The organism is Pseudomonas sp. Tul2A7 (genome assembly GCF_054790505.1).
Window position 1 is genome coordinate 1 of sequence record NZ_CP186499.1, and the last position, 25656, is coordinate 25656.

Consider the following 25656-nt stretch of genomic DNA (forward strand, 5'->3'; position numbering starts at 1 on the left):
TCTGAACAACAGCATCGGCCTGCTCGTTGTTGCTGCTTTGAATCCCGATGAACCGGATTTTGACAACCTGATCCGCGAGTTCCGCCTGTGCCTGAACAACTACGACGCCTGGGCCGAACAGTTCTGGACCGGGACGGCGCTGGATGTCGAGCAGGTCTTCACCGTCGGCAACGACGTGCGCCTCAGCGCGCCGATCAAGTCGCGCCAACCGCTCAGCTCATCGGTGGTCATGTGCTCGGCCAGCGGGGCGTTGACGCTGGTGCATATGTTCGAGGCCGCGCGGTTTGTGCCGATCGGCAACACCCCGGTGACGCTCGAACCGGTGCTTGCCGATGTCGGCGGTGTGCTGACTTTCGGCGAGCCGCTGCGTTACACCATCGGCCCCAGCGGCATTCTGCAGGTGACCGATTGCGATCGGGGCCAGCGTTATCGCATCACCTTCTTTCCCGATGTGTCCACCGACCATGTGCGTGCGCTGTATGCCTCTTATGAAGGCGTCATTGCAGGCCTGGAAGGCTGGCTGCGCGCGGAGTGGGCAGGGTTTCAACCACAGTGGACGGAGTTTTCCAGCGCCGGGTTTCTTCAGCGTTACGGTCAGTTGCAACAGGCCGACTGGCGCGGGTTCGAGAAAGCCCTGAATGGCGTCTGGGACGACATTAAACAGGTATTCGCCCTCCTCGCCGACCTGCAGGCCAACACCGAAAAATTGCTGGAATACCTCAGCGAGGCCGAGCTTGAGGCGTTGTTGAATGCTTCCAGCGACGCCATTGCCAACGGCTTGCTGATCCTCAGTGACGAACCGTTGCTGTTCATTCATATGGCCGCATTTAGCAGTTGGCTGAAGATGCTGCCACCGCAGCACCTGGCTGAAGTGGTGGCCGAGGTTCGGGCCGAACTGCTGATCGGTTTTCTGCTGACGGCGTTGTCGGGTGGCGTCGGCGTGCCGGTGCGCCTGAGCAGCAAAGTGCTGGCGAAGGTCAAGTCACCACGCGCTCGGGAGTGGTTGGCGGCCTCGGCTTTGCGCTTGGCCGAACTGACGTCCTCGGCGGATTTGACGCGGCATGCCAGCGTTTTGAAGCCGCTGATGCTCAATGTGCGCGACGTTGAGTTGAAACCGACACCGGCGATACCGCTGAACATTCGTCAGGCCGATTCGCTGGTGTTGACGGTGCCGAATCCGGCGCCTGTTGTGCGGGACAAGTCTGGCGCTTCGAGCCGGTTGGAACGGCATGAACCTCACGACGATTCGCCGGATCAGGCGAAAAATCCCAACGGTGACAGCGCCGATTGCGTGCCCTTCACCTGCACCAATGGCTGCCCGGTGTCGATGGTCACCGGTGAAGAACTGCTGACCCTGAGCGATGCGGTGCTCGATGGCGTGTTGCCGTTTGAGTTCACGCGGTTGTATCGCTCCAGCGCCGCCGAGATCGATATCGGGCTGGGGTTTGGCTGGAGCCATTCGCTGGCGCATCGGCTGGAGTTTTTCGCTGATGAGGTTGTTTGGGTCGATCACGAAAACCGGCGTACCCGTTTTCCGTTGCCGAGCGTTGAACGACCGGCGATTCACAACAGCCTGTCGCGGGCGGCGATTTTCCTTGGCGATGAACCGGAAGAACTGATCCTCGCGCTGGCCGGGGAAACAGCGCGGTTTTATCACTTTCGTGCAGGACGACTGACGGCGATCAGCGATGCCTATGGCAATCGTCTGACGGTGCAGCGCGATCGCTCTGACCGGGTACAGCGACTGGACAACGGCGCCGGGCGTTCGCTGCTGTTGCGATATGACCGGGCGCAGTTGCTGGGTGTGGATTACCAGGTTTTTCAGAACGCGGAGTGGGTAACTGAACAAGCGCTGGTCAGTTACCGCTACGACCCTTATCGGCACCTGATCGAAGCGACCAACGCCGTCGGTGACAGCGAGCGTTACGACTACGACGACGCCCACGTGATTCTGCAGCGGCAACTAGCCGGCGGCGCGAGTTTCTTCTGGGAGTGGGAGCGTTCGGGGAAAGCGGCGCGTTGCGTGCGCCACTGGGCGTCGTTTTCGCAGATGGACACGCGCTACGTCTGGAAGGACGACGGCAGCGTCGCGGTGCATTACGTCGATGGCACCGAAGAAACCTACGTCCACGACGAACGGGCGCGGCTGGTGCGTAAAGTCTCGGCGGATGGTGGCGAGCAGCTCAAGGCGTATGACGATGCGGGGCGGTTGATCGCCGAGCAGGATGCCTTGGGCGCGGTCACCGAATACCGCTACGACGAAGTCGGACGGCTGATTGCGCTGATTCCGCCGGCTGACGCGCCAACGTCCTACGAGTATCGCAACGGTTTCCTGCATAAACGCTCTCGCGGTGACGCGGAGTGGATCTATCGGCGCAATGCCGAAGGCGATGTCACCGAAGCGGTCGATCCTGACGGTCAGGTCACCCATTACTACTACGACACCCGGGGTCAGTTGCTGTCGATCCGCTACCCGGACAGCAGTCGGCATCGGCTGGTGTGGAATGCCCTCGGCCAGTTGACCGAAGAAACCTTGCCCGACGGTGGCGTACGGCGCTTTTCCTACGACGCGCTGGGGCGCCGGACCACGGCTGCGGACGAACACGGTGCAGTCACCCGGCAACATTGGGATGCGGTTGGCCGACTGATTCAGACGACGTTTCCTACCGGCAGCACCCGCGCCTACAGCTACGGCGCCTACGGTCAGGTCACCGCCGAGCGCGATGAGCTGGGGCGTATCACCCGTTATGAATATGACGACGACCTGCACCTGGTCTCGCGGCGAATCAACCCCGACGGCACACGGGTGCAGTACCGCTATGACCATGCGCAGTTATTGCTCACCGAGATCGAAAACGAATCCGGGGAAAAATATCGGCTGGACTACACGCCGACCGGGTTGATTCGTCAGGAAAGCGGTTTTGACGGCCGCCGCACGGCGTACGCCTATGACCTCAACGGCCATCTGCTGGAAAAGACCGAGTTCGGTGATGACGGCTCTTGTTTACTCACCGCTTATGAGCGCGATGCGGCCGGGCGTCTTCTGGCCAAAACCCTGCCCGACGGCCTCAAGGTTTTTTATCAATACGACCGCCTCGGCCGACTGATCAGTGTCGACGACGGTCAGCAACACCCGCTGGCCTTCGAGTACGACCGTCAGGACCGGCTGATCACCGAACATCAGGGCTGGGGCACCCTGCGCTACAGCTACGACGCCTGCGGCCAGCTCCAGCGCATGCGCCTGCCGGACAACAGCAAACTCGACTATCACTACGCCAAGGGCGGGGCGCTGGCCGCCATCGACCTCAATGGCGCATCGCTGACCCGGCATGTCTACCAGTCGGGTCGCGAACAACAACGCCAGCAAGGTCTGCTGCTCAGCGAATATGCCTACGACGATCAGGGACGATTACTCGCCCACGCTGTAGGCCATCAGCACGATTCACTGTACCGCCGCGATTATGCCTACAGCGCCAACGGCAATCTGGCGCACATCGCCGACAGCCGCCACGGCCAACGCCCCTACGGCTACGACGCCCTCGATCGCCTGATCCGCGTTCATCACTCACGCGACGAACTGCCGGAAAGCTTCGCCCACGACCCGGCCGGCAACCTGCTGATGCAGGACCGCCCCGGCCCGAGCCAGATCAAGGGCAACCGCCTGCTGATGCAGGGCGACCGCCACTACGACTACGACGCCTTCGGCAACCTGATCCGCGAACGCCGTGGTCGCGGACAAACACTCGTCACCGAATACCGCTACGACAGCCAACACCGCCTGATCGGCCTGACCCGCCCCGACGGCCAGACCGCGTCTTACAAGTACGACGCTTTCGGCCGACGCATCCGCAAAACCGTCAACGGCGAGACCACCGAGTTCTTCTGGCAAGGCGACCACCTCGTCGCCGAAAGCAGCGAACACGAATACCGCAGCTACGTCTACGAACCCGGCACCTTCCGCCCGCTCGCGCTGCTTGATGGCAAAGGCCCGCAAAAAGCCTGCCCGTTTTATTACCAACTCGACCACCTCGGCACCCCGCAGGAACTCACCGACTACAGCGGCGACATCGTCTGGTCGGCGCAATACGACGCCTACGGCAAAGTCGCCGCGCTGACCCTGGCCGGCGAGGACTACCTCAACCAACCGCTGCGCTTTCAGGGGCAATACTTCGACGGGGAAAGCGGCCTGCATTACAACCGCCACCGGTACTACGACCCGAGGCTGGGGCGGTATCTGACGCCGGATCCGATCAAGTTGGCCGGTGGGCTGAATCAGTACCAGTACGTGCCGAATCCGACGGGGTGGGTGGATCCGTTGGGGTTGAGTTCCAATTGTCCACCCAAAGGTCGAAAATCGATCAATTGTCCAAAACCTGATGAAGTTGAGCTCCCAGAGGTTTCCAGGCGCGGCGCATTCAGGCAGGCAAAAGTTGATGCCGGAATACCGAAAGGGCAACAGCCTGACATTCAAATTGATGAGGTAAGTGGCAGGCAGAAGCAGTTCACTTATGCCAACATGACGGATAGAAAAGGAAATAACATTCTAGACAGCAGCGGAAAGCCGATTATAACCAGAGAATATAGATTCACCCGAGAGGATGGTTTTATATTGACACTCCAAGACCACTCAGCGGGACATAAATATGGAGACACAAATAATCGAGGAGATCAAGGACCTCACATAAACATACGACCCGCGGATGACACACGCAATGGCAAAGTAAAAAACACGAACGATCATTATCCATTCAAGGGACGATAATGAAATACTGGAATGAGATAGAAGGCAGCAAATTCTTCAACATGGTATTCAGCAGGAATATATCTATTGGTGAGATCAAGCTATTTGCTTTAAACATGGACAACAATCTTTCAACGTTGACCTTGGCATTTGATATTAGAGAAACTCCGGACACCCCCCCGAAAAAATGGGAAACCATAGGCTACAATGCGTGCCGAATCGGACTAACATGCGGTGAAATTAGAGATTTGACGACATCCAACATTCCAACTCAAAAAAACTTACATCTATCCATACAAAGCATTGGGGACAGGTATATGATTTCCGCTGTATCAAGCACTTCGAATATAACATTCACCACGTCATCATTAAGACTGAGAGAACCTAGCGTATATCTAACAGACTTGCGTTTCTGAATTTCGTTGAGCGACGGGTGGTCTCGTTGCCGGGAGGCATCAAACAACTTCATGCATATACCGAAACCAGTTCAACATTCACTAGCTCAGCATAAACCTAGATAGGTTAAAAACTCCAAACTTGAGATTCAGACACATCACATTTTTAGCACAACAAAAAAATCGCCTCTACCTGGATTCGCTTCACCGACTTCCAATGACTGACAAGTAGCCTTTTTGAGTCACCAATACCTCTGTAGGACCTGTTGAACTCAGGCCCTTGAAATCGGATTAAAACTCTCAAATCTTCACGAACATCCGATCACTGCTCATCCTCGTCCTCTTCATACTCCATATCCGCCTCATCCGAATCATTCAACGGCACCGTCGCATCATCCATCAACGACCCCGGATCCTCATTCCCCGGGTCGTTGATAAACGGCAGTCCACTCGAACCTTTCTCTTCCTTGCCTTCAGTCTCGGGAGTCATGGCAAACCTCATCATCTCGTGGCGTGTAAAACGTTCGAAAAGCCCTACAGACAATCGTTCCGGAGTCCGACGAGCAAATGCAAAAAACCCGGCAAATGCCGGGTTTCCGTTTAACCCACCATCAATGATGGCGGTTTTTATGTTTGTTCTTGTGCTTATGACCGCCGCCCGAATGAGATCCACCATCGTCACCGAGGTTATTACCGACCGCACCACCCGCCGCACCGCCCAACCCTGCGCCAATGGTCGAACCCGTAGAGCCGCCGAGGCTGTTGCCGACGACCGAGCCGCCCGCCGCGCCGAGACCACCACCAATGGCAGCTTCGGTGCGATTGCGTTTATTCGCCCCGACGGCACTACCGGCCGCGCCGCCAACGCCTGCACCTACCGCCGCGCCAGTACTGCCACCGAGTTGTCCACCGACCACATTACCGAGCGCGCCGCCCAGGCCGCCACCCACAGCGGCGGTGCCATCACCAGCGGCCATCGCCCCTTGTGCTACCAGCAAACCGAAAAACAGTGCAGATAATGACAAGCGCATATGAACCTCACAGTTCCCGAAGCGGGACAGTCCGCCCAGACATGGGCCTATGTAAGATTGGAGAGTCGAACGGGGAAAACGTTCAGCCATGAAAAAGCCCGACATCGAGCCGGGCTTATTCTGACAAATGATCAGTCTCAGTGACGCTTGTGACCTTTGGACAAGTTGCTGCCCACCGCGCCACCAGCCGCACCGCCCAGACCTGCGCCAATCGTGGCGCCAGTCTTGCCGCCCAGGCTGTTGCCAATCACCGAACCGCCGGCTGCACCAACGCCGCCGCCAATCGCCGCTTTGGTCCGGCTACCCTTGCGCGCGGCCATTGCGCTACCCGCCGCGCCTGCTACGCCAGCACCGATGGCCGCGCCAGTGCTGCCGCCCATTTTCTGGCCGACGACATTACCCAGCGCGCCACCCAGACCACCGCCCAGCGCCGCAGTACCATCGCCAGCAGCCATTGCACCTTGAGCAACCAGAAGCCCCAGAACCAGAGCAGGCAGTGTTAAACGCATGACGAAAACCTCAAAAATTGGGATGACAAAAAGGGCCGGGATTTAATGCTGCCGCCGCGCAAAAGTCCAGACCAACGCAGAGACCTCGCGCACTCGGCGCCGATTGGACAGCGATTCCGGAAAAGGTTTTATGACAGGCAAAAAAAAGCCCGCTGGGGAGACGGGCTGGAGACTTGCTTTCTAACGGATGGCTTCACCCTACTGCGGTAGACGTGAAAAGTTTGTGAAAGCAAATTGATTTGCCGTCATCAACTGTAAGAAATTTCTTCACACGCACAGTCATAAAAAACCCCGCTCGATGACGGGGTTATTCAGACAAAGATTATTTTCTGGCTCGCGGGGTGACCTTGGGGAGAAATTTCGCCTTCGGTCCTTTCGGTGCCGTGGATTTGATTTTGCCGATCTGCACCGGATCCTCGCCAAAACCTGACTGGTACTCGGTCTGGCCGCACCGTACGCAGTTGTTGAAGGAAAATTCAGCGCCATCGTCTTCGATATACGGATCAGTCATATCTTCGCCCCTTCGTAACAGGCCGAGACCGGCAAAAAACCTTTTGCCTGAAAAAATATCGACCTCCATGGCTTTTGAGACTAGTCGGTCATTCCTGGACTTGTTGTTCATATCAGCTGAAGCCCGACGAATGGCCTACAAAAATCAAACTCTACGATGAGCCGTTGGTCCCGCATTACTAAAGAATTCCGGAGACAGGCCGTTGCCCTTTTTCATACAAATGAATCTCAAGGAGAGAACATGCAAATCAACGGATTCCCGAATCTACCCGTCGTAAAGCTCACGGACGAACAAATCGCAGCCGGCAAAGCCGGGGCGGAAAAATTCAAGGAAAAGATCGCTTCCGGTGAAATCACCATCAAATATCCGGGCCCCGATACGCCGGTTCTGCAGCCTGGCGTCATTTACCATCCAAGCCAGCCGGTGCAACCGAGTCAACCTTCCGACACACCTGCGCTTGTCGCCATCGACACGCCGCTGACCTATGACGCTAAAGGCGCTGTGATCCTCAAGCCACAGGGCTGATGGCATAGAAAAAGAGCCCATTCATTATCTGGATGGGCTCACTTGCCTGGCGATCAACATTCAGCGCAACTTCACGGCCGTCCCCGTCGCAAACACCACAACCATCCCACCCTTGCCGCCGGGCATGCTGATCTCGAAGTCCACTCCGACCACCGCGTCCGCCTGCAGAGCACGCGCCCGCTCCCTGATTTCCTCAGTCGCCTGAATACGCGCCTCCTTCAACGCCCGCTCCAGCGTCTGCGAACGCCCCCCGAAAAAATCGCGCATACCGGCAAACATGTCACGGATCACATTGACCCCCTGCACCGACTCGGCACTGACAATATCCAGATATGCAGTGATCTGCCGGCCTTCGATGGTGTGAGTGGTGGAAATGATCATGAAATGTCGTCCCTTTACTGATAAATAAGCCCGCAATTGTATTCGGTCACAGCAGACATCACTGCACAGCCAATAAAATCCAGATGCCAGAAACCACAAAACCCCTGACTTCTTTCGAAATCAGGGGTTTTGTGTACTGAATGTGGCGGTGAAGGAGAGATTCGAAACCGCCCGATTGCGATTTTCGCGACATCGCCCCCCGGTTTATAAGGGTTTCAGGACGATAGTTAGCGCGCAAGCGGTCCCACGGCGGTCCCATGAGTTTGCGCGGCAGTCGAATACGCCAAGGGCCATAGAGGGAAATCTTTTTTTTGGGAGCGGCATCGGAAAAAGGTAATTTCGGTAACTTAATCAACTGACCGGCCTGAGAGCCTTGATTTAACTGGCCTGCGAGGGATCGGCACAAGGTAATTTTAAAGTAATGTATAGGTAAGGTTATTACCTTTTAAGGAAGTAATTTTTTTATTTATCCCCCCCTTATAAATCAGTCACTTACGCTCACATTACTTTTTCCATTACTCAAAATTACTTTCTGAAGTAATCCAGCAAAGCCAATGAATACTGGGCTTTCAGCGATCTACCGATATGCGAATTACCACATTACTTTTTTCCGACTGCGCTCCTGAAAATCAGCGCCTGACGGTGCCCCATGTCTGACGAACTAACGACCCTGGTAAAACGCATCGGGTGCCCTACCCTTCGCAGGGATTCGCAGGCTTTTTGTCTCATTCATTCAGTATCACAAAGCCCAGCCGTGGCTGCGCTCAGCGGATCGCAGGGCTGCGGAAAAAAAGACCCATTTAGCCCGCAGGCGAGGTGGGGGGATGACGGCGCGCGCCAGGTTTGAAGCACGCCTATGGCCTCGAATAACGGATCACGTCTGGCTTGTTTCATTAACGAAAAAAGCCGCCTCAGGGGGCAGCTAATCGCAACATCACACGAATTCGAATGGCTTCAGAGAGGCGACTGTAGGAAGGGAAAGCCGAGATGCTAAGCTGCTTTCAGAGCTGATGGCGAATTGACCTTCCGTCGGGATATTCGTCTGCACCATTAACTTTTAGGTTGCGCAGGCGATCAAAGACTATACCTTCAGTGAAATCGTCACCATAAATTATGGCTGTCTGTTTCAGGCGTAGAGCCACAATCACCCAGTGGGTGCAAGGATCATGAAAAGAGAATACCAGCCAGCACCGCATGACCCTTCGTCAGAGGAGGTCAATTTCGACATCACGCGCATGAGAAAAGCTATCGAGGAGGGGCAGCGCTTCGTTATGCCTGAAGGTATGCCACGCGAAAGCTTTCGTGAATGGATGCGCGAGAACGCCACTAAATGCCGAACCAAGTAGAATTCAGCGAACATTTCACTAGCCTTTTTATAAATCTTTCCCAAGAAGAGCAAGACCTCATTGAGGAATTTGTATTCCACTTCGAGACGAATGGTCTTCGCACGTTTATAGGAAAAAAAGGGCCCAACGACAACGTTCCTCATTCAGACCCCAACCGTCAGGTTAAGATCGCTTTTGCTAAGCGACATAGACTTTGGCATGTTCATATCGGCTATCCCCGCTGGAATAGTTGTCGCAACCCGGCAGGCGGGTATAAAACGTCGAATTACGTAGTCCATTTTCAGAAATTCAACGATTCACATATCGCATTGGTCGACTACAACTCGCATGACCCTATGGTCATGCCTAGCAAGACTTCTCTTTTTCGAAGATAGCCTTCTTAGGCCTCCCCCGCGATTTCATAGGGTTTGAAACGCAAAACCTCCTCCCCTAGCCAATGATTCAACTCAGTCATTCGCGTCTGAATGGGTTCCAGCTCGTTGGACGCATATATCTGCGTCGCCTCCCTGATCGACCCGAACCCACCCGCGTTCTGCGGCACAATGCCCATCAGCTGTGGCGGAATGCGCAGGCTCGCCAGAACATCATCACGAGTCTGATTCTTGATAGAGTTGAATTCATCCTTCGCCGCCACCTCGCTCACCGGAATTAACTGAATGCCGTCCTTCTTACCGGTCGGCGAGTACACGAACAAATTCCGGAAATTCCCCGGCCCCTTCGATTCCTTCAGCGCCTTACGCAACGCATCAATATCAGCCTCAGTCTGCGCCGCATCCGTCATGTACAAGATGAACCCGGCATGACTGCCGTTCTCGTAGTACTTGCGCCGAAAGAGCGTCGCCGACTCGTTCAGCAACGCCGACTGCAAAGCACTGATCCACTCCGGCAGCCCATAAATCTCCTGATGCAGATCCGCCTCACGCAGGTGAAAAATGCTGTCCGGCTCAAACGCGTGTTCATCCTTCCACCCACGCACTTGGTAAAACTGCCCATCCGGCCCGGCGCGCATGTACTTGGCCAACGGCGTTTCCAGCTTCCTAACCCCACCCAATCGCGAGCGGCGCCCTTCCAAGTACCCATTGCCCAAACACAAAAAGTCCAAGGAAAACTGCTCAAACGAAGCCCGTGACAACAGCGGATGCGGGATAAACGTCTTGCTCAACAGGTTCCGCTTAAACATCAATCCCGAATGTAGATGCACGCTCGCCCCCACCGACCGGGCCAGCCCATCCAGCGACAGCGGCGGCTCATACCACCGCCCGTTGAACCAGCACTCCAGATAGTCGAGAACCTCCCGCCCCCCCAGCACCGGCGTCGGCTCGCCGAAGGAAAACACCTGAGTCCCGGCGCCTGTGGCGGGTGTGGTCGCGGGCAACGTCTGGTTGGCCATTTGTTCGGTCATCAGTAAATCTCCATACGCCCGGTGTTGGCAGTGGTCTGCCCCTCAAGCGGTTCGTGGTGCAATGCGTGGAAGAGCGCCCAGGCCAGGTCGGCGTGGCCGGTGTTGTCGTTGCGGCCGGCGGTGTAGGTGTACTGGCGTCCGCCGGCGGTGACGGTTTTGCGGATCGCCATCAGCGACTGGGCCATGTCGGTCCAGCCAGCATCGAATTCGAGCCGGCCCTTGTGGATCACGTCGTAGGCCTTGAGTACCAGGCGGGTTTTGACTTCGGGCGAGTAGCTGAAAGTAGTGATCGCTGGGAAGAACTGGCGCACCAGCTGAGCCACGCCGCTGCCCAGGCCGGTGACGTCGATGCCGATGTAGGTCACCCAGTAACGGTTGCAGACGCTCTTGATAAATGCGGCCTGCGCGGCGAAGTCCATACCGCGGAACTGGTGGCGTTCCAGGATGCGGAACTTGCCTCCCGGCACCAGCGGCGGCGCGACTACAACCATGCCCGAGCAGTCGCCCGTCTCGGCCGGGTCGTAACCGATCCAAACCTGACGGTCGCCGAACGGGCGCATGGCGAAAGGTTTGTAGTCCTCGGCCCACTCGACCCAGCTATCCACCATGCAGGACTGCAACAGGGTTAGCGGGAAGATGCTCGCGCCGTCGTCGACGAACTCGCACATCAGCAGGTTGGCGAACGCTTCGGGGCTGTACTCCCGGCGCAGCTCCTCGATGTCGAACAGGTCACACCCACCCCGCTCTGCGTCCAGAATCGTGACGATCTGCCGCCACAGCCGATCCTCACAGAAACGGCCCTGCTGGAGCGCGCCGTGGGATACGTCCACCTCCGTATGCTGCGCGGCGGGCTTGCCTTTGTTGAAGCGCTCGCCCGTCCAGAAGGTGTAGGCCTCATGGGCCATGCTCGAAGGCGTGGAAAAATAAGTCTTGCGCCACTTCTTGTGCATCGCCATACCCGAAGCGACTTTGTTCAACTCCTCGAACTTGAACGTCCAGAAGAACTCATCGAAGTAGAAGTTGCCGTGGTAGCCCTGGGCGGTACGGGCGTTGGTACCGAGGAAAAACAGCTCGGCGCCGTTGGGCAAAACGATGGGATCGCCAGTCAGCTCGACGCCGATCACCTCACGGCAGAACGCCTGAATGTAGCCCCGGAACAAATAGGCCTGGTTCTTTGAGGCCGACAGGAAAATCTGGTTGCGCCCGGTGTCCAGCGCATCGATGAACGCCTCGCGGGCGAAGTAGTAAGTCGCGCCAATCTGCCGGCTCTTGAGGATGACGCGGGTTCGCTGATTGCCAGCCCGGTACCAGTCTTTCTGATAATCGAAACAGCCATCGATGAAGGCCTCACGCAGCAGCTCGATCTGGTCTTCGTCAATCTCGTTCTTAACGGCCTTTTTCTTCGGCTCGGCGTTGCGTTTCGCCAGATTCGGGTTGAGGTCGGTTTCGCTACCGCCCACCTGAAAGCGCTGGATCCGCGCTTGGCGCTCCAACTGCCGGTGCAGCAGGTCGATCTCTTTGAAGTCGCCGCCGCTCTTATTGTCCTTGAGGATCAACTGCACCAACCGCGCTTCCAGTGCCCCGCCGATACGCTCGACGTTGTCGGCCCGGTCCCACTCGTCGCGAGCCTTCCAGCTGTGTAGCGTTTTTTCCTTTTCGCCCGTAGCCTCGGCAATCTCGCAGATGCGCCAACCCATCCAGTAGAGGAACTTGGATTGGCGGCGCGGATCGATGGGCAGCAGTGCGGTCGTAGTCATGGCCGCGATGCTGCCGCCCGCGACCGCGACTCAACAGCACCGCCCCTTGTAGCCCCCGCCCTTACAGTCCCGCCTCATTGCCGCAACTCGCGCGCGTCACGACCATGCCCCTCATCGCAACGCACTGCTCAGCCAACAGCAGGCGCCCTACGCAATGAGGATTCCCGGCATGAAGAAATTTCGCAGCAACTGGTTCCGCGTCGCCGTCGAGGGAGCTACCTCAGACAAGCGCACCATCAAACGCAGCTGGCTGGAACAGGCCGCGAAGAACTTCAACCCGTCCACCTATGGCGCCCGCATTTGGCTGGAACATTACCGCAGCGTGCTGCCCGACAGTCCGTTCAAGGCCTACGGCGACGTGCTGGCAGTGAAGACCGAAGAAGTGGACATGAACGGCCAGAAGAAACTGGCGCTGTTCGCCCAGGTTGAGCCGACGCCTGAACTGATCGCCATGAACAAGGCGAAGCAAAAGATTTACACCTCCATCGAAATCGACGACAGCTTTTCCGATACAGGTGAGGCGTACATCGTTGGTCTGGCGGTGACCGACTCGCCTGCCAGCCTGGGTACCGACGTCCTCGCGTTCTCCGTTCAAAAACCCGAAGCCAATCCGTTCAAGGATCGCCATTACTCCGCGACCTCGATGTTCACCGAGGCGGTCGAAACCGAGCTGACATTCGAAGAGATCGAGGAAAAGCCGAGCATCGGCGCCCAGCTTTTCAGCAAGGTGCAAAACTTGCTCAAAGGCAAACAGACCAAGGACGACAGCGAGTTTTCCCAGATCAGTGATGCGGTCGAAGCCGTCGCCGAACACGTCAAGGACCTGCCGGACCAACTGACCGCCGAAAAGAAATTCTCCGCAGGCCTGAGTACCCGACTGGATCAATTGAGCAAGGACTTCACCGAGTTGAAGACCAAGCTCTCCACCACCCAAGACCACAACCAAAAGACGCGCCCTCCGATTACCGGCGGCGATAACTCGGTCGTGACCGACTGCTGACAGTCAGCCCCACCAAAGCCCCGAAAAACGAAGGACGATCACCATGCGTAACGACACACGAGTTCTGTTCAACGCTTACCTGCAACAGCTTGCTCAGCTGCACGGCGTGAGCGACGTCACCACCAAATTCACCGCCGCACCGAGCGTTGCCCAGACGCTGGAAACGCGTATTCAGGAATCCAGTTCGTTCCTCAGCTCGATCAACATTTACGGCGTATCCGAGCAGTCCGGCGAGAAAATCGGCATCGGTATCGATGGCACGATTGCGAGCACCACCGACACCACCGTGAAGGATCGCGAACCCCGTGACCCGAGCAGCCTGGACAATCGCGGGTATACCTGCACGCAAACCAACTTCGATACCGGCCTGCGTTACCAGAAGCTGGATCAGTGGGCGAAGTTCAAAGACTTCCAGGCGCGTATCCGCGACGCGATCATCAAAGCCCAGGCACTCAACCGGATCATGATCGGCTGGAACGGTACCAGCCGCGCCGCCACGTCGAACCCAGCCACCAACCCGCTGTTGCAGGACGTCAACATCGGTTGGTTGCAAAAAATGCGCACCGAAAACGAAGCCCGCGTCATGGCCGAGGTAGCAGCTGGCAGCGGCAAAATCGAAATCGGAGCCGGTAAGGACTTCGAAAATATCGATGCGCTGGTTGTCAGCATGGTCAACGAGTTTATTGACCCGTGGTATCAGGAAGACACCGATCTGGTGGTCATCTGCGGCCGTCAGCTGTTGGCAGACAAGTACTTCCCGATCATCAACAAAACGCAGGCACCTACTGAAATGCTGGCTGCCGACATCGTGACCAGCCAGAAACGTCTGGGCAATCTGCCGGCCGTGCGGGTACCGCACTTCCCGCCTAACGGCCTGCTGGTCACTCGCCTCGACAACCTGTCGATCTACTGGCAGGAAGGTACCCGACGCCGCACCGTCGTCGACAACGCCAAACGCGACCGCATCGAGAACTTCGAATCGGTCAACGAAAGCTATGTGATCGAAGACCTTGGCTGTGCGGCCATGGCCGAAAACATCACCTTGGCTTGAGGGCGACGACCATGACCAACCCTTGCCGTCGTCATTTTCAACGCGTCACTGCCGCCAAGGAGGCGGCAGCCATTGAACCCACGCAAACCATGGCCGGCGCCACGGCCTACGAACATCAGCTCAACCAGTTGCTGCAAGATCGCCTGCGCCTGAAACAGGTGCAATCGAATCAGGGCAAGGCCGAACTCAAGCGTCAGCTGTTGCCTGAGTACATTCCCTACGTGCAAGGCGTGCTGGACGCCGGCCAAGGTGCCCAGGACGAAGTGCTGACCACCATCATGGTCTGGCGCTTCGACGCCGGCGACTTCACCGGTGGCCTCGATATCGCCCAGTACGTGCTGCAACACAAGATGGTCATGCCGGACCGCTTCGCCCGCACGTTGGGCTGTCTGGTCGCCGAAGAAGTCGCGACCGCCGCGTTCAAGTCGCAGAAGGTCGGCGAGCCTTTCGACCTGGCCGTCCTGCACCGCACCGCGGAACTGACCGACGCCGAAGACATGCCCGACCAGGCACGCGCCAAGCTGTTCCTCGCCATGGGGCGCGCAACGCTAGAAGGCATCACCGACGAAAAGCCCGGCCAACCGGGTCAGGTACAAGCCGGCATCGACTTGCTGAAAAAAGCCATCGACCTGCACGACGCCTGCGGTGGCAAAAAGGATCTGGAGCGGGCCGAACGCCTGCTCAACAAACTTGCTGCCGCTGGCAGCTAACCGAGCGTCCCCACGCACCCCGCCGGCTCGGGGCGGATCGGCCAGGCCGCTCCTCCTGAACATGAAGCCCCGACCACCGGCGACCTACAACAGAGCGCAGATTCATGAGCGGATTCATAGCCGGCGGCACCGGTGCCCCTGCCCCGAGCGGCCACATCAACACCGACCCCTTCTGGCCGTCGATCGACCTCGACGACGTGCGCGGCACTTTGCGCATCGACTCCAGCGTCACGCCGATCCGACTGGAAACCGCGACCATCGCCGCCGCCATCAGCGTGAACCGCGAGTTCGCCACTTGGCGCCGCGCCAAACAGGCCCAAGGCTACGCCACCCTCGAGGACGTCCCGGCCGAGCAGATCGAGGACAAATCTGAACTCGTTCACCTCTACCAACGGGCGATCTACGCCGCGACCGGAGCGGAGATCTGCGAGCGTTACCGCTCTTACGACAGCACCAACAGCGGCAACCAGAATGCCGAAGAACTGAGTCCGAGCATCGACGAATTGCGCCGCGACCAGCGCTGGGCCGTGCGCGACTTCCTCGGCCTCGGCCGCACCACCGTGGAGTTGATTTGATGGCCGTCAGCATCCGCGCCCAGCAGAACGACACCGTCGATGCCCTGTGCTGGCGTCACTACGGACGCACCGCCGGTGTCACCGAAGCTGTTCTCGAAGCCAACCCCGGCCTTGCCGACCACGGCCCGACCTTGCCGCAAGGCCTCCTGGTGCAAATGCCAGAAGCCCAAGCCGCCGCCCCGCAACGGCAGATGGTGAACCTATGGGACTGAACCGCCCGCACCGCGCCCTTGAACCCAACCACTCTGGATCATGGAATGAAACGCATGCCTGACCGTCCCGACACCTGGGCCTGGCTCGCCGCCTGGCTCGAACAGAACTGGCCCGCCATCTACTCCGGCCTGCTGGCCGTTGTCATTGCGAGCCTTCGAGTGATCTACGGCGGCGGCACCGTGCGCCGGATGGTGATCGAGGCTCCCCTTTGCGGCGCACTCGCTCTGTCCGCCAGTCACGGGCTGTCACTGCTGGGGATTCCAGCCTCGACTGCGCCGTTCTTCGGAGGCGTCATCGGGCTGCTCGGCGTCGAGGGCACTCGCGCGGCCGCCAAGAAGATTTTCAACCGCAAGGTAGGGCAACTATGACCACACTTCGCCACGGTGACCGCTCGCAAGCGGTGCGCAATCTGCAAAAGAGCCTCAACCAACACGGCGCCAAACTGAACGTCGATGGTGATTACGGCGACGCCACGGAACACGCCGTGCGCGCCTATCAGCTCAACATCGGTTTGGTGGCCGATGGCGTCGCCGGCAACAAGACACAAAGTGCGCTTGCTGGCACCGATTGCCAGCAGTTGCTGAAGAACACCGACCTGGTCAACGCTGCCGAACGCCTCGGCGTGCCGCTGGCCAGCGTGTACGCGGTCAATGAAGTTGAATCGAAAGGCAGTGGCTTTCTCGATAACGGCAAACCGGTAATCCTGTTCGAACGGCACATCATGTATCGCCAGCTGGCGAAGGTTCGGCACGAAGGCGACGACCCCGCCGCGCTCAAACGCCACGCTGATCAGTTGGCCGCAACCAACCCGGCCATCGTCAATCCGAAATCCGGCGGCTATGCCGGTGGCAGCGCCGAACACCAGCGCCTGGCGACCGCTCGCCTGATCGACGACACCGCCGCGCTGGAGTCCGCATCGTGGGGCGCGTTCCAGATCATGGGCTTTCACTGGCAGCGCCTGGGCTACAACAGCGTGCAGGAATTTGTCGCCGCCATGAGCGCGGGAGAATCGCAGCAATTCGACGCGTTCGTCCGTTTCATCGAGACCGATCCAGTGCTTCACAAGGCGCTGAAGGGCCGCAAATGGGCCGAGTTCGCCAAGCTCTACAACGGACCGGACTACCAGCGAAACCTGTACGACATCAAACTTCAGCGCGCCTGCGAACGGCACGACGACTGCGGTTGCGGGCAGGCGGTGGCGGCATGATCGACTACGACGCGGTGCAGCGGCTGAATGTCCTGGACGGTGATCTGCTGGTAGTGCCAGAGAACAGCGATCAGCAGGACATGGTGCAGCTGCGCGACGCGCTCCGCATCCAGAACCCTCAGCGCAAAGTCATCATCATTCGCGGACCGATCCAGCGCATGGACATCGGCGACATGAATCAGCTTGGCTGGTACCGGGCGTGAGCATCCTGCGGCAGGCCATGCTCGGCGTTGCATTGCTTGCAGCGCTGGGGCTGCTGATCTGGAGTCAGGAGCTGCGCATCAGCGGGGCGAACAAAGACACGCAACTGGCCGAGCAAGACGCCAGCCGCGCTCAAGAACAAGCCGAACACAACCTCGCCAACGCCAACGCTTTGCGCGACACCCTGAAACAGGAACGCAACGCCCAGACCACCCTGCGTGCGCAACAGGATCAACTGCGCCAAGGCCTGGCGAAGCGCGAACTCACCATCGAGGCTCTGAAACGTGAAAACGCTGATCTACGCAATTGGGCTGCCCAGCTTTTGCCTGATGCTGCTCGCCGGCTGCGCGAGCGCCCCGCCTTCACCGGCGCCGACGCTTATCGTCAGTGGCTGTCCGGCCGTGGTGCCGTGCACGCTTCCGGCGACCAAGCCGCGCAGTAACGGTGATCAGCTCACCGACCAGGATCGCGTTGAGGCCGCGTGGGCAGACTGTGCGAGCCAAGTAGACATGGTTTACCAACACCAGCAGGCCCGACGATGAACAAGCCCGACAGCCTAAAAGCGCACCTGCTCGCCACCGTGGCCGAACTCAAGCACAACCCCGACCGACTGTTGATCTTCATCGACAACGGCAAGATCCGCTGCACCGCCGCGCAGACGCTGTCGTTCGAGTACAGCTTCGACCTGCAGGTCATCCTTACCGACTTCGCCGGCCATCCCGACAGCGTAATGCTGCCGCTGCTTGGTTGGTTGAGCGTTCACCAGTCCGAGCTGCTGGAGAATCTGAGCAAGGCCGCTGACGGCATCCAGTTCGAGGCTGACATTCTCGACAACAGCAAAGTGGATATGAGCCTGACGCTGCCGCTGACTGAACGTGTGGTGGTGGGCAAGGATGACCAGGGCAACACTACCATTCGACATCCCGGCGAGCCGCAACGGGCGGTTGACTTTCTCGATCCAAACTGGATACCAGGAGCGCAGGGTACCGGTAGCGAATGGGTACTGCCGAAATGACCAACCGATTGGAAACGCTGGAGGATTGGGCCGCCGGCCTACTGGGCCAACTGGAACCGGCATCGCGCAACAAGCTGGCCCGCAACATTGGCCAGGCCCTGCGTCGCAGCCAGCAACAGCGAATTATCGCCCAGCGCAACCCGGACAGCAGTAAATATGCGCCGAGAAAGCAGCGCAACCTACGAGGGAAAAAAGGACGGGTGAAGCGCAAGGTACAGATGTTTCAGAAGCTGCGCACTGCGAGCTTTTTGAAAGTCAAAGGCGACGGAAACAGTATTAGCGTCGGTTTTACAGGACGGATTGCCCGAATTGCTAGGGTGCACCAGTACGGCTTGAAGGACAGAGCCGAACGCGGTGCACCCGATGTGCGGTACGAACAAAGAGAGTTACTTGGCTTCATCGACGCGGATATAGATTTGATCCGCGACGGCCTTCTGACACATTTCACAAGTAACTCATGACTTAGGAGTATCGCGCTTCACAATTGCCTCCCTCAGGTTTTGAGGCAAAGATTCATATATTTCTTTAATGTGCTTAGGTTCGGAAATTGTCTTATCAACAATCAAGTTAAGAAGCTTGAATAGGGCTTCAGCAGTTGCACGATCATCCCGGATATCAATTTTCCCAGGGTGGACAGCTGAGTTACCAATAACACGCACGGCGTCAAGCGATTGCTGAACCCTGGCATCCAATCCAGCTGCAACGAGCGATTTAATATCTTCGTTAATGTTTTCACCAGGCTGCCCCAGTTCTTTGCAAAGCTTTTGAATGGCAAGTCTCAAAAGAGCTGCAGCACCACGAGGTGATTGATTTAGAATCGATCCAGCCTCTTCATAATCACGCCTGATATCTTCAGACATATCAGAGTTAGCGGGAACAATATTACCAACAACTGGATACATTAATTTATCGTATATCCAAATAGAGATTTTTTTACAGTTAAAGCAATTACTGACGTTGCAATTCCTAATCTGACGCCTCAAATACGTGCCATCATCCTTAACATCGATAAAAGGCGTGCCTTCTGCCAGCTGCACAAACAAAGAATGAAGCTTTTCTCGCTCAGCAGTATCCTTAATATCGCTAAGATCCAACCCATCAAGAAAAGCCTTGTCAATGAGTCTAGGAAGTGGCTTATCGTCAGAGTAAACATCAATGAACAAATTTGACCAAAACTGTTTTGCAAGTGCCCCACAGTGCGGACAGTTGAATGCAGTTTCTTGTATAGATGGTGAGATATATTTCATTTACATTCCTTTGATTTCTGAACCGTGAAAATGGTTACCCCGTCGGCCACAGCAGCACATTACTGGACTGTAACCAAGCTTGCTACAAGTTGACAAAGCTGCGCTTGCGCACGCGTGGCGCCACCATCGGCGCCATGAACGACTTAGCCTCCCTCGCCCGCCTGATCGAAAACCTCATCCGCTTCGGCACCATCGCCGCCGTCCAGATGAAGCCACCGCGTGTGCAAGTGAAAACCGGAACACTGACCACCGGATGGCTGCCGTGGATTGCTCCCAGAACCGGAGCCGACCGAGAGTGGAACCCGCCGACCGTAGAGGAGCAGGTCATCCTTTTCAGCCCATCTGGCCAACTCGGTAACGGCATCGTCCTGACCGGCCTGTTCAGCGACAACATCCCGGCCAACGGCGACCGCGAAGGCTTGCACCGAACCACCTACCGCGACGGCACTGTCATCGAGTACGACAGCGTCGCGCACCACCTCAACGCCACGCTGGCCGAAGGCGGCACTACAAACTTGGTCAGCACGGGCGGCATCCACATCGTCGGCCCGATCACCCATGAGGGCGATTACACCCAGACCGGCAACCAGAACGTCACCGGCATGGTCACCGTGTCCGAAGATGTCATCGCGGCCGGCATCAGTCTGGTGAAGCACCTGCACGGCAATGTCATGCCCGGCAGCGCGAAAACGGGGAAACCGGAATGAACCGAGAAACCGGCGCAGCCCTGGGCTTGGTCGAACACATCGCCCAGTCCATCACCGATATCCTGACCACGCGCATCGGCACCCGCGTCATGCGACGCGAATACGGGAGCCTGCTCCCCGAGTTGGTGGATCAGCCGTTTAACGACTTCACCCGGTTGCAGGTCTACGCCGCCACCGTCATGGCCCTGATGCGCTGGGAAACCCGCATCAGCCTCAGCCGTATCCAGTTCATCGGCGCGAACCTTCAGGGCCAGGCGTCGCTGGAGTTCGAAGGCACCATCGTCGATAACAATCAGCCGCTGAGCCTGAGCGTGCCTCTGCAACTGGGGGGTAGCGTATGAATACTTTTGTCGCCATCGACCTTGGCCAACTGCCGGCGCCGCAGATCGTCGAACAGATCGATTACGAACAGATCCTTGCCGAGCGCAAGGCCTACGCCGTCAGCCTTTGGCCTGTGGAGGAACAAGCGGAGATCGCTGCACGCCTCAACATGGAGTCGGAGCCGCTGACCAAATTACTCGAGGAAAACGCCTACCGGGAAACCGTCTGGCGTCAGCGGGTCAATGAAGCATCCGTTGCCAATATGATCGCCCTGGCCAAGGGCAACGACCTCGAACAGCTCGCCGCTAACTTCAATGTGAAGCGGCTGGTCATTCAAGCTGCAAACCCGATAGCTGTACCGCCCCTCCCCAAGCTGATAGAAAGCGACGACAGCCTGCGCGAACGCGCGCAAATGGCATGGGAAGGCCTCAGCACCGCCGGCCCGCGCAACAGCTACATCTTTCATGCCCGATCCGCTGACGGACAGGTTGCCGACGCCACCGCCGAAAGCCCAGCGCCCGCCGAAGCCGTGGTCACCGTGCAATCCGTGCTGGGCGATGGAACAGCGTCCCCGGCTCTGCTCGACAAGGTCAAAACCTACCTCAGCGACGACGACCGCCGCCCCGTTGCGGATCGCCTTACCGTCCAGGGCGCCGAGATCATCAACTACCAGATCAAGGCGCGGATCTACCCGTTGAGCAACGGACCTGAAACCGAATTGGTCCTCGCAGCAGCCGAAGCACAGTTGCTCCAGTTTGTGCATCAGCGCCGGCGCCTAGCATTGGAGGTTTCCGAGTCCATCGTGCATGCCGCGCTGCACGTCGAGGGCGTGCGCAAAGTAGTGCTGGAAGACTGGGAAGACATCGTCGCCACCAAGTACCAGGCGCCGTATTGCACGAGCGTAGAACTGACATTGGGGGTTGAGTGATGACCTACCAGCCACTTCTACCAGGCAACTCGACACCACTGGAACGCCAAGCCGCACAGGCATTGGCAGCAATCCAGCGCGTGCCGATTCCACTGCGCACGCTCTACAACCCTGACCTATGCCCCCTGCCCTTACTGCCGTACTTGGCCTGGGCGTTTTCGGTCGATCGCTGGGACAGCAAATGGTCAGAAGCCGCCAAGCGTGCCGCCTGCCGTGCCGCGTACTACGTGCACTCCCACAAGGGCACTATCGGCGCTCTACGGCGCGTCGTTGAACCGCTCGGCTACCTGATCGAGGTCGCGGAATGGTGGCAGACCGTGCCGCCTGGTACACCGGGCACCTTCACGCTGCGCATCGGCGTCCTCGACTCCGGCATCACCGAGGCAATGTATCAGGAGCTGGTGTGGCTGATCGACGACGCCAAGCCCCTCACCCGCCACCTCACCGGCCTCGACATCATTCTTGAAACCCGGCTCGACGCATTCGTTGGGTTCGCCGTTAACGACGGTGACGAAATCGACGTGTATCCCTGGAACAACCCGGACATCGACGTATCCGTCCGGAGTTACAGCGGCGTGAGTCTTTACACCCTCGACGAACTGGATGTGTACCCCCATGGTTGATCAGAACTCTATTTTCGGCGGCATGCTGACGACGCTGGGCGCCGCCAAGAAAACCAACTGCGACGCCCTCGGCATTCCTTGGGAGCCACGTTACATGCTGATCGGTGATGCCAACGGCACCGATCCGGTACCCAGCCCCGCGCAGACCAAGCTGATCAATCAGCGGTACCGCGCCCAGCTCAATCAGCTGCGTGTTTCGCCGACCGACGACAATGTCCTTATCGCCGAACTGGTTCTTCCTCCTGACGTCGGCGGGTGGTGGATCCGCGAACTGGCGCTCGAAGACAAAGATGGTGTGTTCTCGGCCGTCGCCAACGTAGCGCCAAGCTACAAGCCATTGCTCGCACAAGGTTCCGGCCGTAACCAGGTCGTGCGGATGCACATCATCACCAGCGGCACGTCGAACATTCAGTTGAAGATCGATCCGTCAGTGGTACTGGCAACCCGTGAATACGTCGATACGAAAATTCTGGAAGAGCTATACAAGCTCGATAACAAACAGTCAGTGCGGGTGGCTACCACCGCCAACATCGCGCTGACAGGGTTGCAGACCATAGACGGCGTCGCGTTGGCAGCAGGTGACAGGGTGCTGGTGAAAAACCAAACCTCCGCCAAGGACAACGGCATTTGGGTGGCGGCACAGGCAGGTTGGGTGCGTGCAGCGGATGCGGACAGCAGTGCCGAAGTAACGTCGGCGCTGTTGGTATCGGTCGAACAGGGTGCGACCTTAGCCGACAGCCGTTGGCAGTTGATCACTGACGGGACGATTGCTCTGGGTACCACGTCGCTGACATTTCAAAACGTCACCTACGGTCTCGCGGCACTGTACTCTCCGGCATTTTTGGGTACACCAACCGTACCCACGCCTGCCCAGTTCGACGCCAGCTTATTAGCGGTCAATGCCGCATTTGTGCAGCGGGCGCTGGGCAATTTCAGTGGGCAAACGAGCATCAATGCACCGACTGCTGCACTGTCTCCGACTTTGGCTGGTCGCCGCATTGTCGTGACTGGACCGGCAACCCTCACGCTGCCGTTGTTGAGCGCAAGTCCTAGCGGCTCGAAGTTTTACATTCAGAATATCGGGACCGGTGATGTCGTGGTGACTCGACAGGGTGCGGACATCATTGTCGCGCTGGCAAGGAGCCTGAACAGCGTCACCATTCCGATGCAATCAAACGGCGTGATTGCGTGCGGCGACACAAACTATGTGTTTGAGGAAGGTGTTGCGGCGCTGAAGTACGCGCCGGAATTTGCCGCGGTGATGGGCACTGGTGCTGCGAATCAGCAGCTACCGGGGCTGATCATTAAGGCGGGGAATGTCTCTAACGCGTCGAATGCGGCAACGATCCCACTAACTTTTCCTGTTTCATTTCCCAATGCGTGTGTCGCGTTGGTACTGACACCCTGGCAAACCGGTGGATCTGCGTACTCACACAATGGACGGGACAAGTCGGGCGCCACTATTTCCCGTGGATCGAACGCCAACTTTTACTTTGACTACATCGCTATCGGGTATTGAGCATGGGCAAGTTTTACAGTCGTATCGATGATACTCGGGGTGGTTTTTTTGACTCGGACATTCATGGGCAAATGGGAAGTCCAGGCTGCACCATTCCGAACGGTGCCAGGGAAATCACAGATGAACTTCACGCAGGCCTTGTAGCCGCGCAGAGTGATGGGAAATTGATTATCCCTGATCCTGACGGTTATCCCGTTGCGATAGATCCGCCGCCGCTGGATGTCGAGGCGCTGGAATCAATCGAGCGTGCTTGGCGCGACGGGCAATTGACACTTACCGATCCGCTGGTATCACGTCACCGCGATGAGGTCGAGCAAGGCGACTCCACCACTCTATCAGCAGAGCAGTACACCGAGTTGCAGGCATACCGGCGTCAGCTTCGTGACTGGCCACAAGGCACGCAGTTTCCATTGATTGAGCACCGACCTACCGAGCCTGAATGGCTTGCCGAGAACACTCAGTAATACTCGACACGTTGTAATTCCTCTTACTACAAGCCCGCACGCTCGCCCATCCGGCGCGCGCGCGGCAGCCTGTGCACTGTCATCTCATTTACTGCGCAGGCAAAACCATGGCCGATTATCTTCACGGCGTGCGGGTGCTCGAACTCAACGACGGCACCCGCCCCATTCGCACCATCCCCACCGCCGTCATCGGCATGGTCTGCACGGCCGACGATGCCGACGCTACCGTTTTTCCGCTCGACACGCCGGTGCTGCTCACCAACGTACAGACCGCCGTCGGCAAGGCCGGCACCACCGGCACCCTGGCCGCCAGCCTTCAAGCCATCGCTGACCAGACCAAGCCCTACACCATCGTCGTGCGCGTCAAAGCAGGCGCCACCGAAGCGGAAACGGCCAGCGCGTTGATCGGTACCACCACCGCCGACGGCAAATACACCGGCATGAAAGCGTTGCTCGCCGCCAAGGCCAAAGTCGGCATGGTGCCGCGCATCCTCGGCGTGCCAGGTCTGGACAGCCAACCCGTGGCCACCGCATTGGCAAGCATCGCCCAGCAGCTACGCGCCTTCTCCTACGTCAGTGCCTGGGACTGCAAAACCAAGGAAGAAGCCGTCGCCTATCGCGAGAACTTCGGCGCCCGCGAAGTCATGGTGATCTGGCCGGACTTCCAGAACTGGGACACCGTCACCAGCGCAACTGCGAAGGCCTCGGCCGTCGCCCGTGCACTCGGTCTGCGCGCCAAGATCGACCAGGAAGTGGGCTGGCACAAAACTCTGTCCAACGTCGCGGTGAACGGCGTCACCGGCATCAGCGCCGACGTGTTCTGGGATCTGCAAAACCCGGCCACCGATGCCAATTACCTCAACGGCAACGAAGTCACCACCCTGATCAACGAAGGCGGCTTCCGTTTCTGGGGCAGCCGCACGTGCAGCGACGATCCGCTGTTTGCTTTCGAGAACTACACCCGCACCGCGCAGATCCTCGCCGACACCATGGCCGAAGCGCAGATGTGGGCCGTGGACAAGCCCATGCACCCGTCCCTGGTGCGCGACATGATCGAGAGCATCAAGGCCAAGTTCCGCGAAATGGTCGGCAGCGGCTACCTGATCGGCGGCGACTGCTGGTACCCGGAAGACATCAACGACAAGGACACGCTCAAGGCCGGCAAGCTCTACCTCGATTACGACTACACGCCTGTGCCGCCGCTGGAAGACCTGACCCTTCGCCAGCGCATCACCGACCGCTACCTGATCCAGTTCGCCAGCAAAGTGAACGCCTGA

The 25656-nt window shown here is 58.1% G+C and carries 30 protein-coding genes and 1 pseudogene; 22 read left to right on the plus strand and 9 right to left on the minus strand.

Going from position 1 to position 25656, the window contains the following annotated elements:
* The first annotated feature begins 37 nt into the window (after positions 1-37).
* Both ACOYXJ_RS00005 and ACOYXJ_RS00010 read left to right on the plus strand, forming a co-directional pair.
* Positions 38-4762 (plus strand): RHS repeat-associated core domain-containing protein, encoded by a 4725-nt coding sequence (locus tag ACOYXJ_RS00005; protein ID WP_460380867.1) that lies wholly within the window; start codon positions 38-40, stop codon positions 4760-4762.
* 41 nt (positions 4763-4803) lie between these two features.
* On the plus strand, positions 4804-5157 hold the full coding sequence (locus ACOYXJ_RS00010) for an Imm50 family immunity protein (protein ID WP_224795163.1): 354 nt from the start codon (positions 4804-4806) through the stop codon (positions 5155-5157).
* Positions 5158-5458: 301 nt separating this feature from the next.
* On the opposite strand, the gene ACOYXJ_RS00015 is transcribed toward ACOYXJ_RS00010, so the two are convergent.
* The 4 genes from ACOYXJ_RS00015 to ACOYXJ_RS00030 all read right to left on the minus strand — a co-directional run bounded on the left by ACOYXJ_RS00015 (position 5459) and on the right by ACOYXJ_RS00030 (position 7187).
* On the minus strand, positions 5459-5626 hold the full coding sequence (locus ACOYXJ_RS00015) for a hypothetical protein (protein WP_007914082.1): 168 nt from the start codon (positions 5624-5626) through the stop codon (positions 5459-5461).
* 121 nt (positions 5627-5747) lie between these two features.
* Complete coding sequence (locus tag ACOYXJ_RS00020) at positions 5748-6167, minus strand: YMGG-like glycine zipper-containing protein (RefSeq protein WP_007914081.1); 420 nt, start codon at positions 6165-6167, stop codon at positions 5748-5750.
* A gap of 137 nt (positions 6168-6304) precedes the next feature.
* Positions 6305-6676, minus strand: coding sequence for a hypothetical protein (locus tag ACOYXJ_RS00025; protein WP_038366883.1), 372 nt, complete (start codon positions 6674-6676; stop codon positions 6305-6307).
* Positions 6677-6998: 322 nt separating this feature from the next.
* Positions 6999-7187 (minus strand): hypothetical protein, encoded by a 189-nt coding sequence (locus tag ACOYXJ_RS00030; RefSeq protein ID WP_095120116.1) that lies wholly within the window; start codon positions 7185-7187, stop codon positions 6999-7001.
* Positions 7188-7427: 240 nt separating this feature from the next.
* Here ACOYXJ_RS00030 and ACOYXJ_RS00035 point away from each other — a divergent pair, with 240 nt between their 5' ends.
* The gene (locus ACOYXJ_RS00035) at positions 7428-7712 is read left to right on the plus strand and encodes a hypothetical protein (RefSeq protein WP_095120027.1); all 285 of its coding nucleotides are present in this window, start codon (positions 7428-7430) and stop codon (positions 7710-7712) included.
* A 60-nt stretch (positions 7713-7772) separates the two neighbouring features.
* On the opposite strand, the gene ACOYXJ_RS00040 is transcribed toward ACOYXJ_RS00035, so the two are convergent.
* The 4 genes from ACOYXJ_RS00040 to ACOYXJ_RS00055 all read right to left on the minus strand — a co-directional run bounded on the left by ACOYXJ_RS00040 (position 7773) and on the right by ACOYXJ_RS00055 (position 12598).
* Positions 7773-8093, minus strand: a complete 321-nt coding sequence (locus tag ACOYXJ_RS00040) for a YbjQ family protein (RefSeq protein ID WP_095120026.1) — start codon at positions 8091-8093, stop codon at positions 7773-7775.
* Positions 8094-8151: 58 nt separating this feature from the next.
* A complete protein-coding gene (locus ACOYXJ_RS00045; protein ID WP_460367249.1) occupies positions 8152-8448 on the minus strand; it encodes a hypothetical protein in 297 nt (98 codons plus the stop codon).
* Positions 8449-9818: 1370 nt separating this feature from the next.
* Positions 9819-10829 (minus strand): phage portal protein, encoded by a 1011-nt coding sequence (locus ACOYXJ_RS00050; RefSeq protein WP_460373072.1) that lies wholly within the window; start codon positions 10827-10829, stop codon positions 9819-9821.
* An 11-nt stretch (positions 10830-10840) separates the two neighbouring features.
* Positions 10841-12598, minus strand: a complete 1758-nt coding sequence (locus ACOYXJ_RS00055) for a terminase ATPase subunit family protein (protein ID WP_460367251.1) — start codon at positions 12596-12598, stop codon at positions 10841-10843.
* Positions 12599-12767: 169 nt separating this feature from the next.
* Between ACOYXJ_RS00055 and ACOYXJ_RS00060 the strand changes: the two genes are divergently transcribed.
* From ACOYXJ_RS00060 to ACOYXJ_RS00115, 12 genes and pseudogenes are all read left to right on the plus strand, one after another.
* Positions 12768-13598 (plus strand): GPO family capsid scaffolding protein, encoded by an 831-nt coding sequence (locus ACOYXJ_RS00060; protein WP_460367253.1) that lies wholly within the window; start codon positions 12768-12770, stop codon positions 13596-13598.
* 43 nt (positions 13599-13641) lie between these two features.
* Positions 13642-14649 (plus strand): phage major capsid protein, P2 family, encoded by a 1008-nt coding sequence (locus tag ACOYXJ_RS00065; RefSeq protein ID WP_086793274.1) that lies wholly within the window; start codon positions 13642-13644, stop codon positions 14647-14649.
* An 11-nt stretch (positions 14650-14660) separates the two neighbouring features.
* A complete protein-coding gene (locus ACOYXJ_RS00070) occupies positions 14661-15359 on the plus strand; it encodes a phage terminase small subunit (protein WP_460367256.1) in 699 nt (232 codons plus the stop codon).
* Positions 15360-15463: 104 nt separating this feature from the next.
* Positions 15464-15934 (plus strand): head completion/stabilization protein, encoded by a 471-nt coding sequence (locus ACOYXJ_RS00075; RefSeq protein ID WP_460367258.1) that lies wholly within the window; start codon positions 15464-15466, stop codon positions 15932-15934.
* Complete coding sequence (locus ACOYXJ_RS00080; protein ID WP_160769727.1) at positions 15934-16146, plus strand: tail protein X; 213 nt, start codon at positions 15934-15936, stop codon at positions 16144-16146. Before ACOYXJ_RS00075 ends, ACOYXJ_RS00080 begins: the two co-directional genes overlap by 1 nt.
* Positions 16147-16191: 45 nt before the next feature.
* Positions 16192-16515 (plus strand): phage holin, lambda family, encoded by a 324-nt coding sequence (locus ACOYXJ_RS00085; RefSeq protein WP_460367260.1) that lies wholly within the window; start codon positions 16192-16194, stop codon positions 16513-16515.
* Positions 16512-17354 carry an N-acetylmuramidase domain-containing protein gene (locus ACOYXJ_RS00090; RefSeq protein WP_460367262.1) on the plus strand — a complete coding sequence of 281 codons (843 nt, stop codon included), beginning with the start codon at positions 16512-16514 and terminating at the stop codon, positions 17352-17354. Before ACOYXJ_RS00085 ends, ACOYXJ_RS00090 begins: the two co-directional genes overlap by 4 nt.
* Positions 17351-17557, plus strand: coding sequence for a hypothetical protein (locus ACOYXJ_RS00095; protein ID WP_460367264.1), 207 nt, complete (start codon positions 17351-17353; stop codon positions 17555-17557). The genes ACOYXJ_RS00090 and ACOYXJ_RS00095 overlap by 4 nt, the downstream gene beginning before the upstream one ends.
* Before the next feature lie 17 nt (positions 17558-17574).
* Positions 17575-17919, plus strand: a pseudogene (locus tag ACOYXJ_RS00100) (Rz-like lysis system protein LysB); the annotation flags it as partial.
* Positions 17885-18097 (plus strand): Rz1-like lysis system protein LysC, encoded by a 213-nt coding sequence (lysC, locus tag ACOYXJ_RS00105; protein WP_460367266.1) that lies wholly within the window; start codon positions 17885-17887, stop codon positions 18095-18097. The pseudogene ACOYXJ_RS00100 and the gene lysC, both read left to right, overlap by 35 nt.
* Positions 18094-18570, plus strand: coding sequence for a phage tail protein (locus tag ACOYXJ_RS00110; RefSeq protein ID WP_460367268.1), 477 nt, complete (start codon positions 18094-18096; stop codon positions 18568-18570). Before lysC ends, ACOYXJ_RS00110 begins: the two co-directional genes overlap by 4 nt.
* Positions 18567-19031: a phage virion morphogenesis protein gene (locus tag ACOYXJ_RS00115; protein ID WP_460367270.1), complete on the plus strand. Its 465-nt coding sequence runs from the start codon at positions 18567-18569 to the stop codon at positions 19029-19031. Before ACOYXJ_RS00110 ends, ACOYXJ_RS00115 begins: the two co-directional genes overlap by 4 nt.
* Here the strand turns inward: ACOYXJ_RS00115 and ACOYXJ_RS00120 are convergent.
* A complete protein-coding gene (locus tag ACOYXJ_RS00120) occupies positions 19026-19817 on the minus strand; it encodes a DUF4145 domain-containing protein (protein WP_460367272.1) in 792 nt (263 codons plus the stop codon). The two genes, ACOYXJ_RS00115 and ACOYXJ_RS00120, sit on opposite strands and share 6 nt — an antisense overlap.
* A 134-nt stretch (positions 19818-19951) precedes the next feature.
* Here ACOYXJ_RS00120 and ACOYXJ_RS00125 point away from each other — a divergent pair, with 134 nt between their 5' ends.
* The 7 genes from ACOYXJ_RS00125 (at position 19952) to ACOYXJ_RS00155 (ending at position 25656) form a co-directional block, all read left to right on the plus strand.
* The gene (locus ACOYXJ_RS00125) at positions 19952-20524 is read left to right on the plus strand and encodes a phage baseplate assembly protein V (protein WP_460367274.1); all 573 of its coding nucleotides are present in this window, start codon (positions 19952-19954) and stop codon (positions 20522-20524) included.
* Entirely contained in the window at positions 20521-20865 is a 345-nt protein-coding gene (locus ACOYXJ_RS00130; protein ID WP_115989328.1) for a GPW/gp25 family protein, read from the plus strand. The genes ACOYXJ_RS00125 and ACOYXJ_RS00130 overlap by 4 nt, the downstream gene beginning before the upstream one ends.
* The gene (locus ACOYXJ_RS00135; protein WP_460367276.1) at positions 20862-21773 is read left to right on the plus strand and encodes a baseplate J/gp47 family protein; all 912 of its coding nucleotides are present in this window, start codon (positions 20862-20864) and stop codon (positions 21771-21773) included. Before ACOYXJ_RS00130 ends, ACOYXJ_RS00135 begins: the two co-directional genes overlap by 4 nt.
* The gene (locus ACOYXJ_RS00140; RefSeq protein ID WP_460367278.1) at positions 21773-22396 is read left to right on the plus strand and encodes a phage tail protein I; all 624 of its coding nucleotides are present in this window, start codon (positions 21773-21775) and stop codon (positions 22394-22396) included. The genes ACOYXJ_RS00135 and ACOYXJ_RS00140 overlap by 1 nt, the downstream gene beginning before the upstream one ends.
* Positions 22389-23915, plus strand: a complete 1527-nt coding sequence (locus ACOYXJ_RS00145) for a phage tail protein (protein WP_460367280.1) — start codon at positions 22389-22391, stop codon at positions 23913-23915. The genes ACOYXJ_RS00140 and ACOYXJ_RS00145 overlap by 8 nt, the downstream gene beginning before the upstream one ends.
* 2 nt (positions 23916-23917) lie before the next feature.
* Positions 23918-24379, plus strand: coding sequence for a phage tail assembly chaperone (locus tag ACOYXJ_RS00150; RefSeq protein ID WP_414916936.1), 462 nt, complete (start codon positions 23918-23920; stop codon positions 24377-24379).
* A gap of 107 nt (positions 24380-24486) precedes the next feature.
* Positions 24487-25656: a phage tail sheath protein gene (locus ACOYXJ_RS00155; protein ID WP_460367282.1), complete on the plus strand. Its 1170-nt coding sequence runs from the start codon at positions 24487-24489 to the stop codon at positions 25654-25656.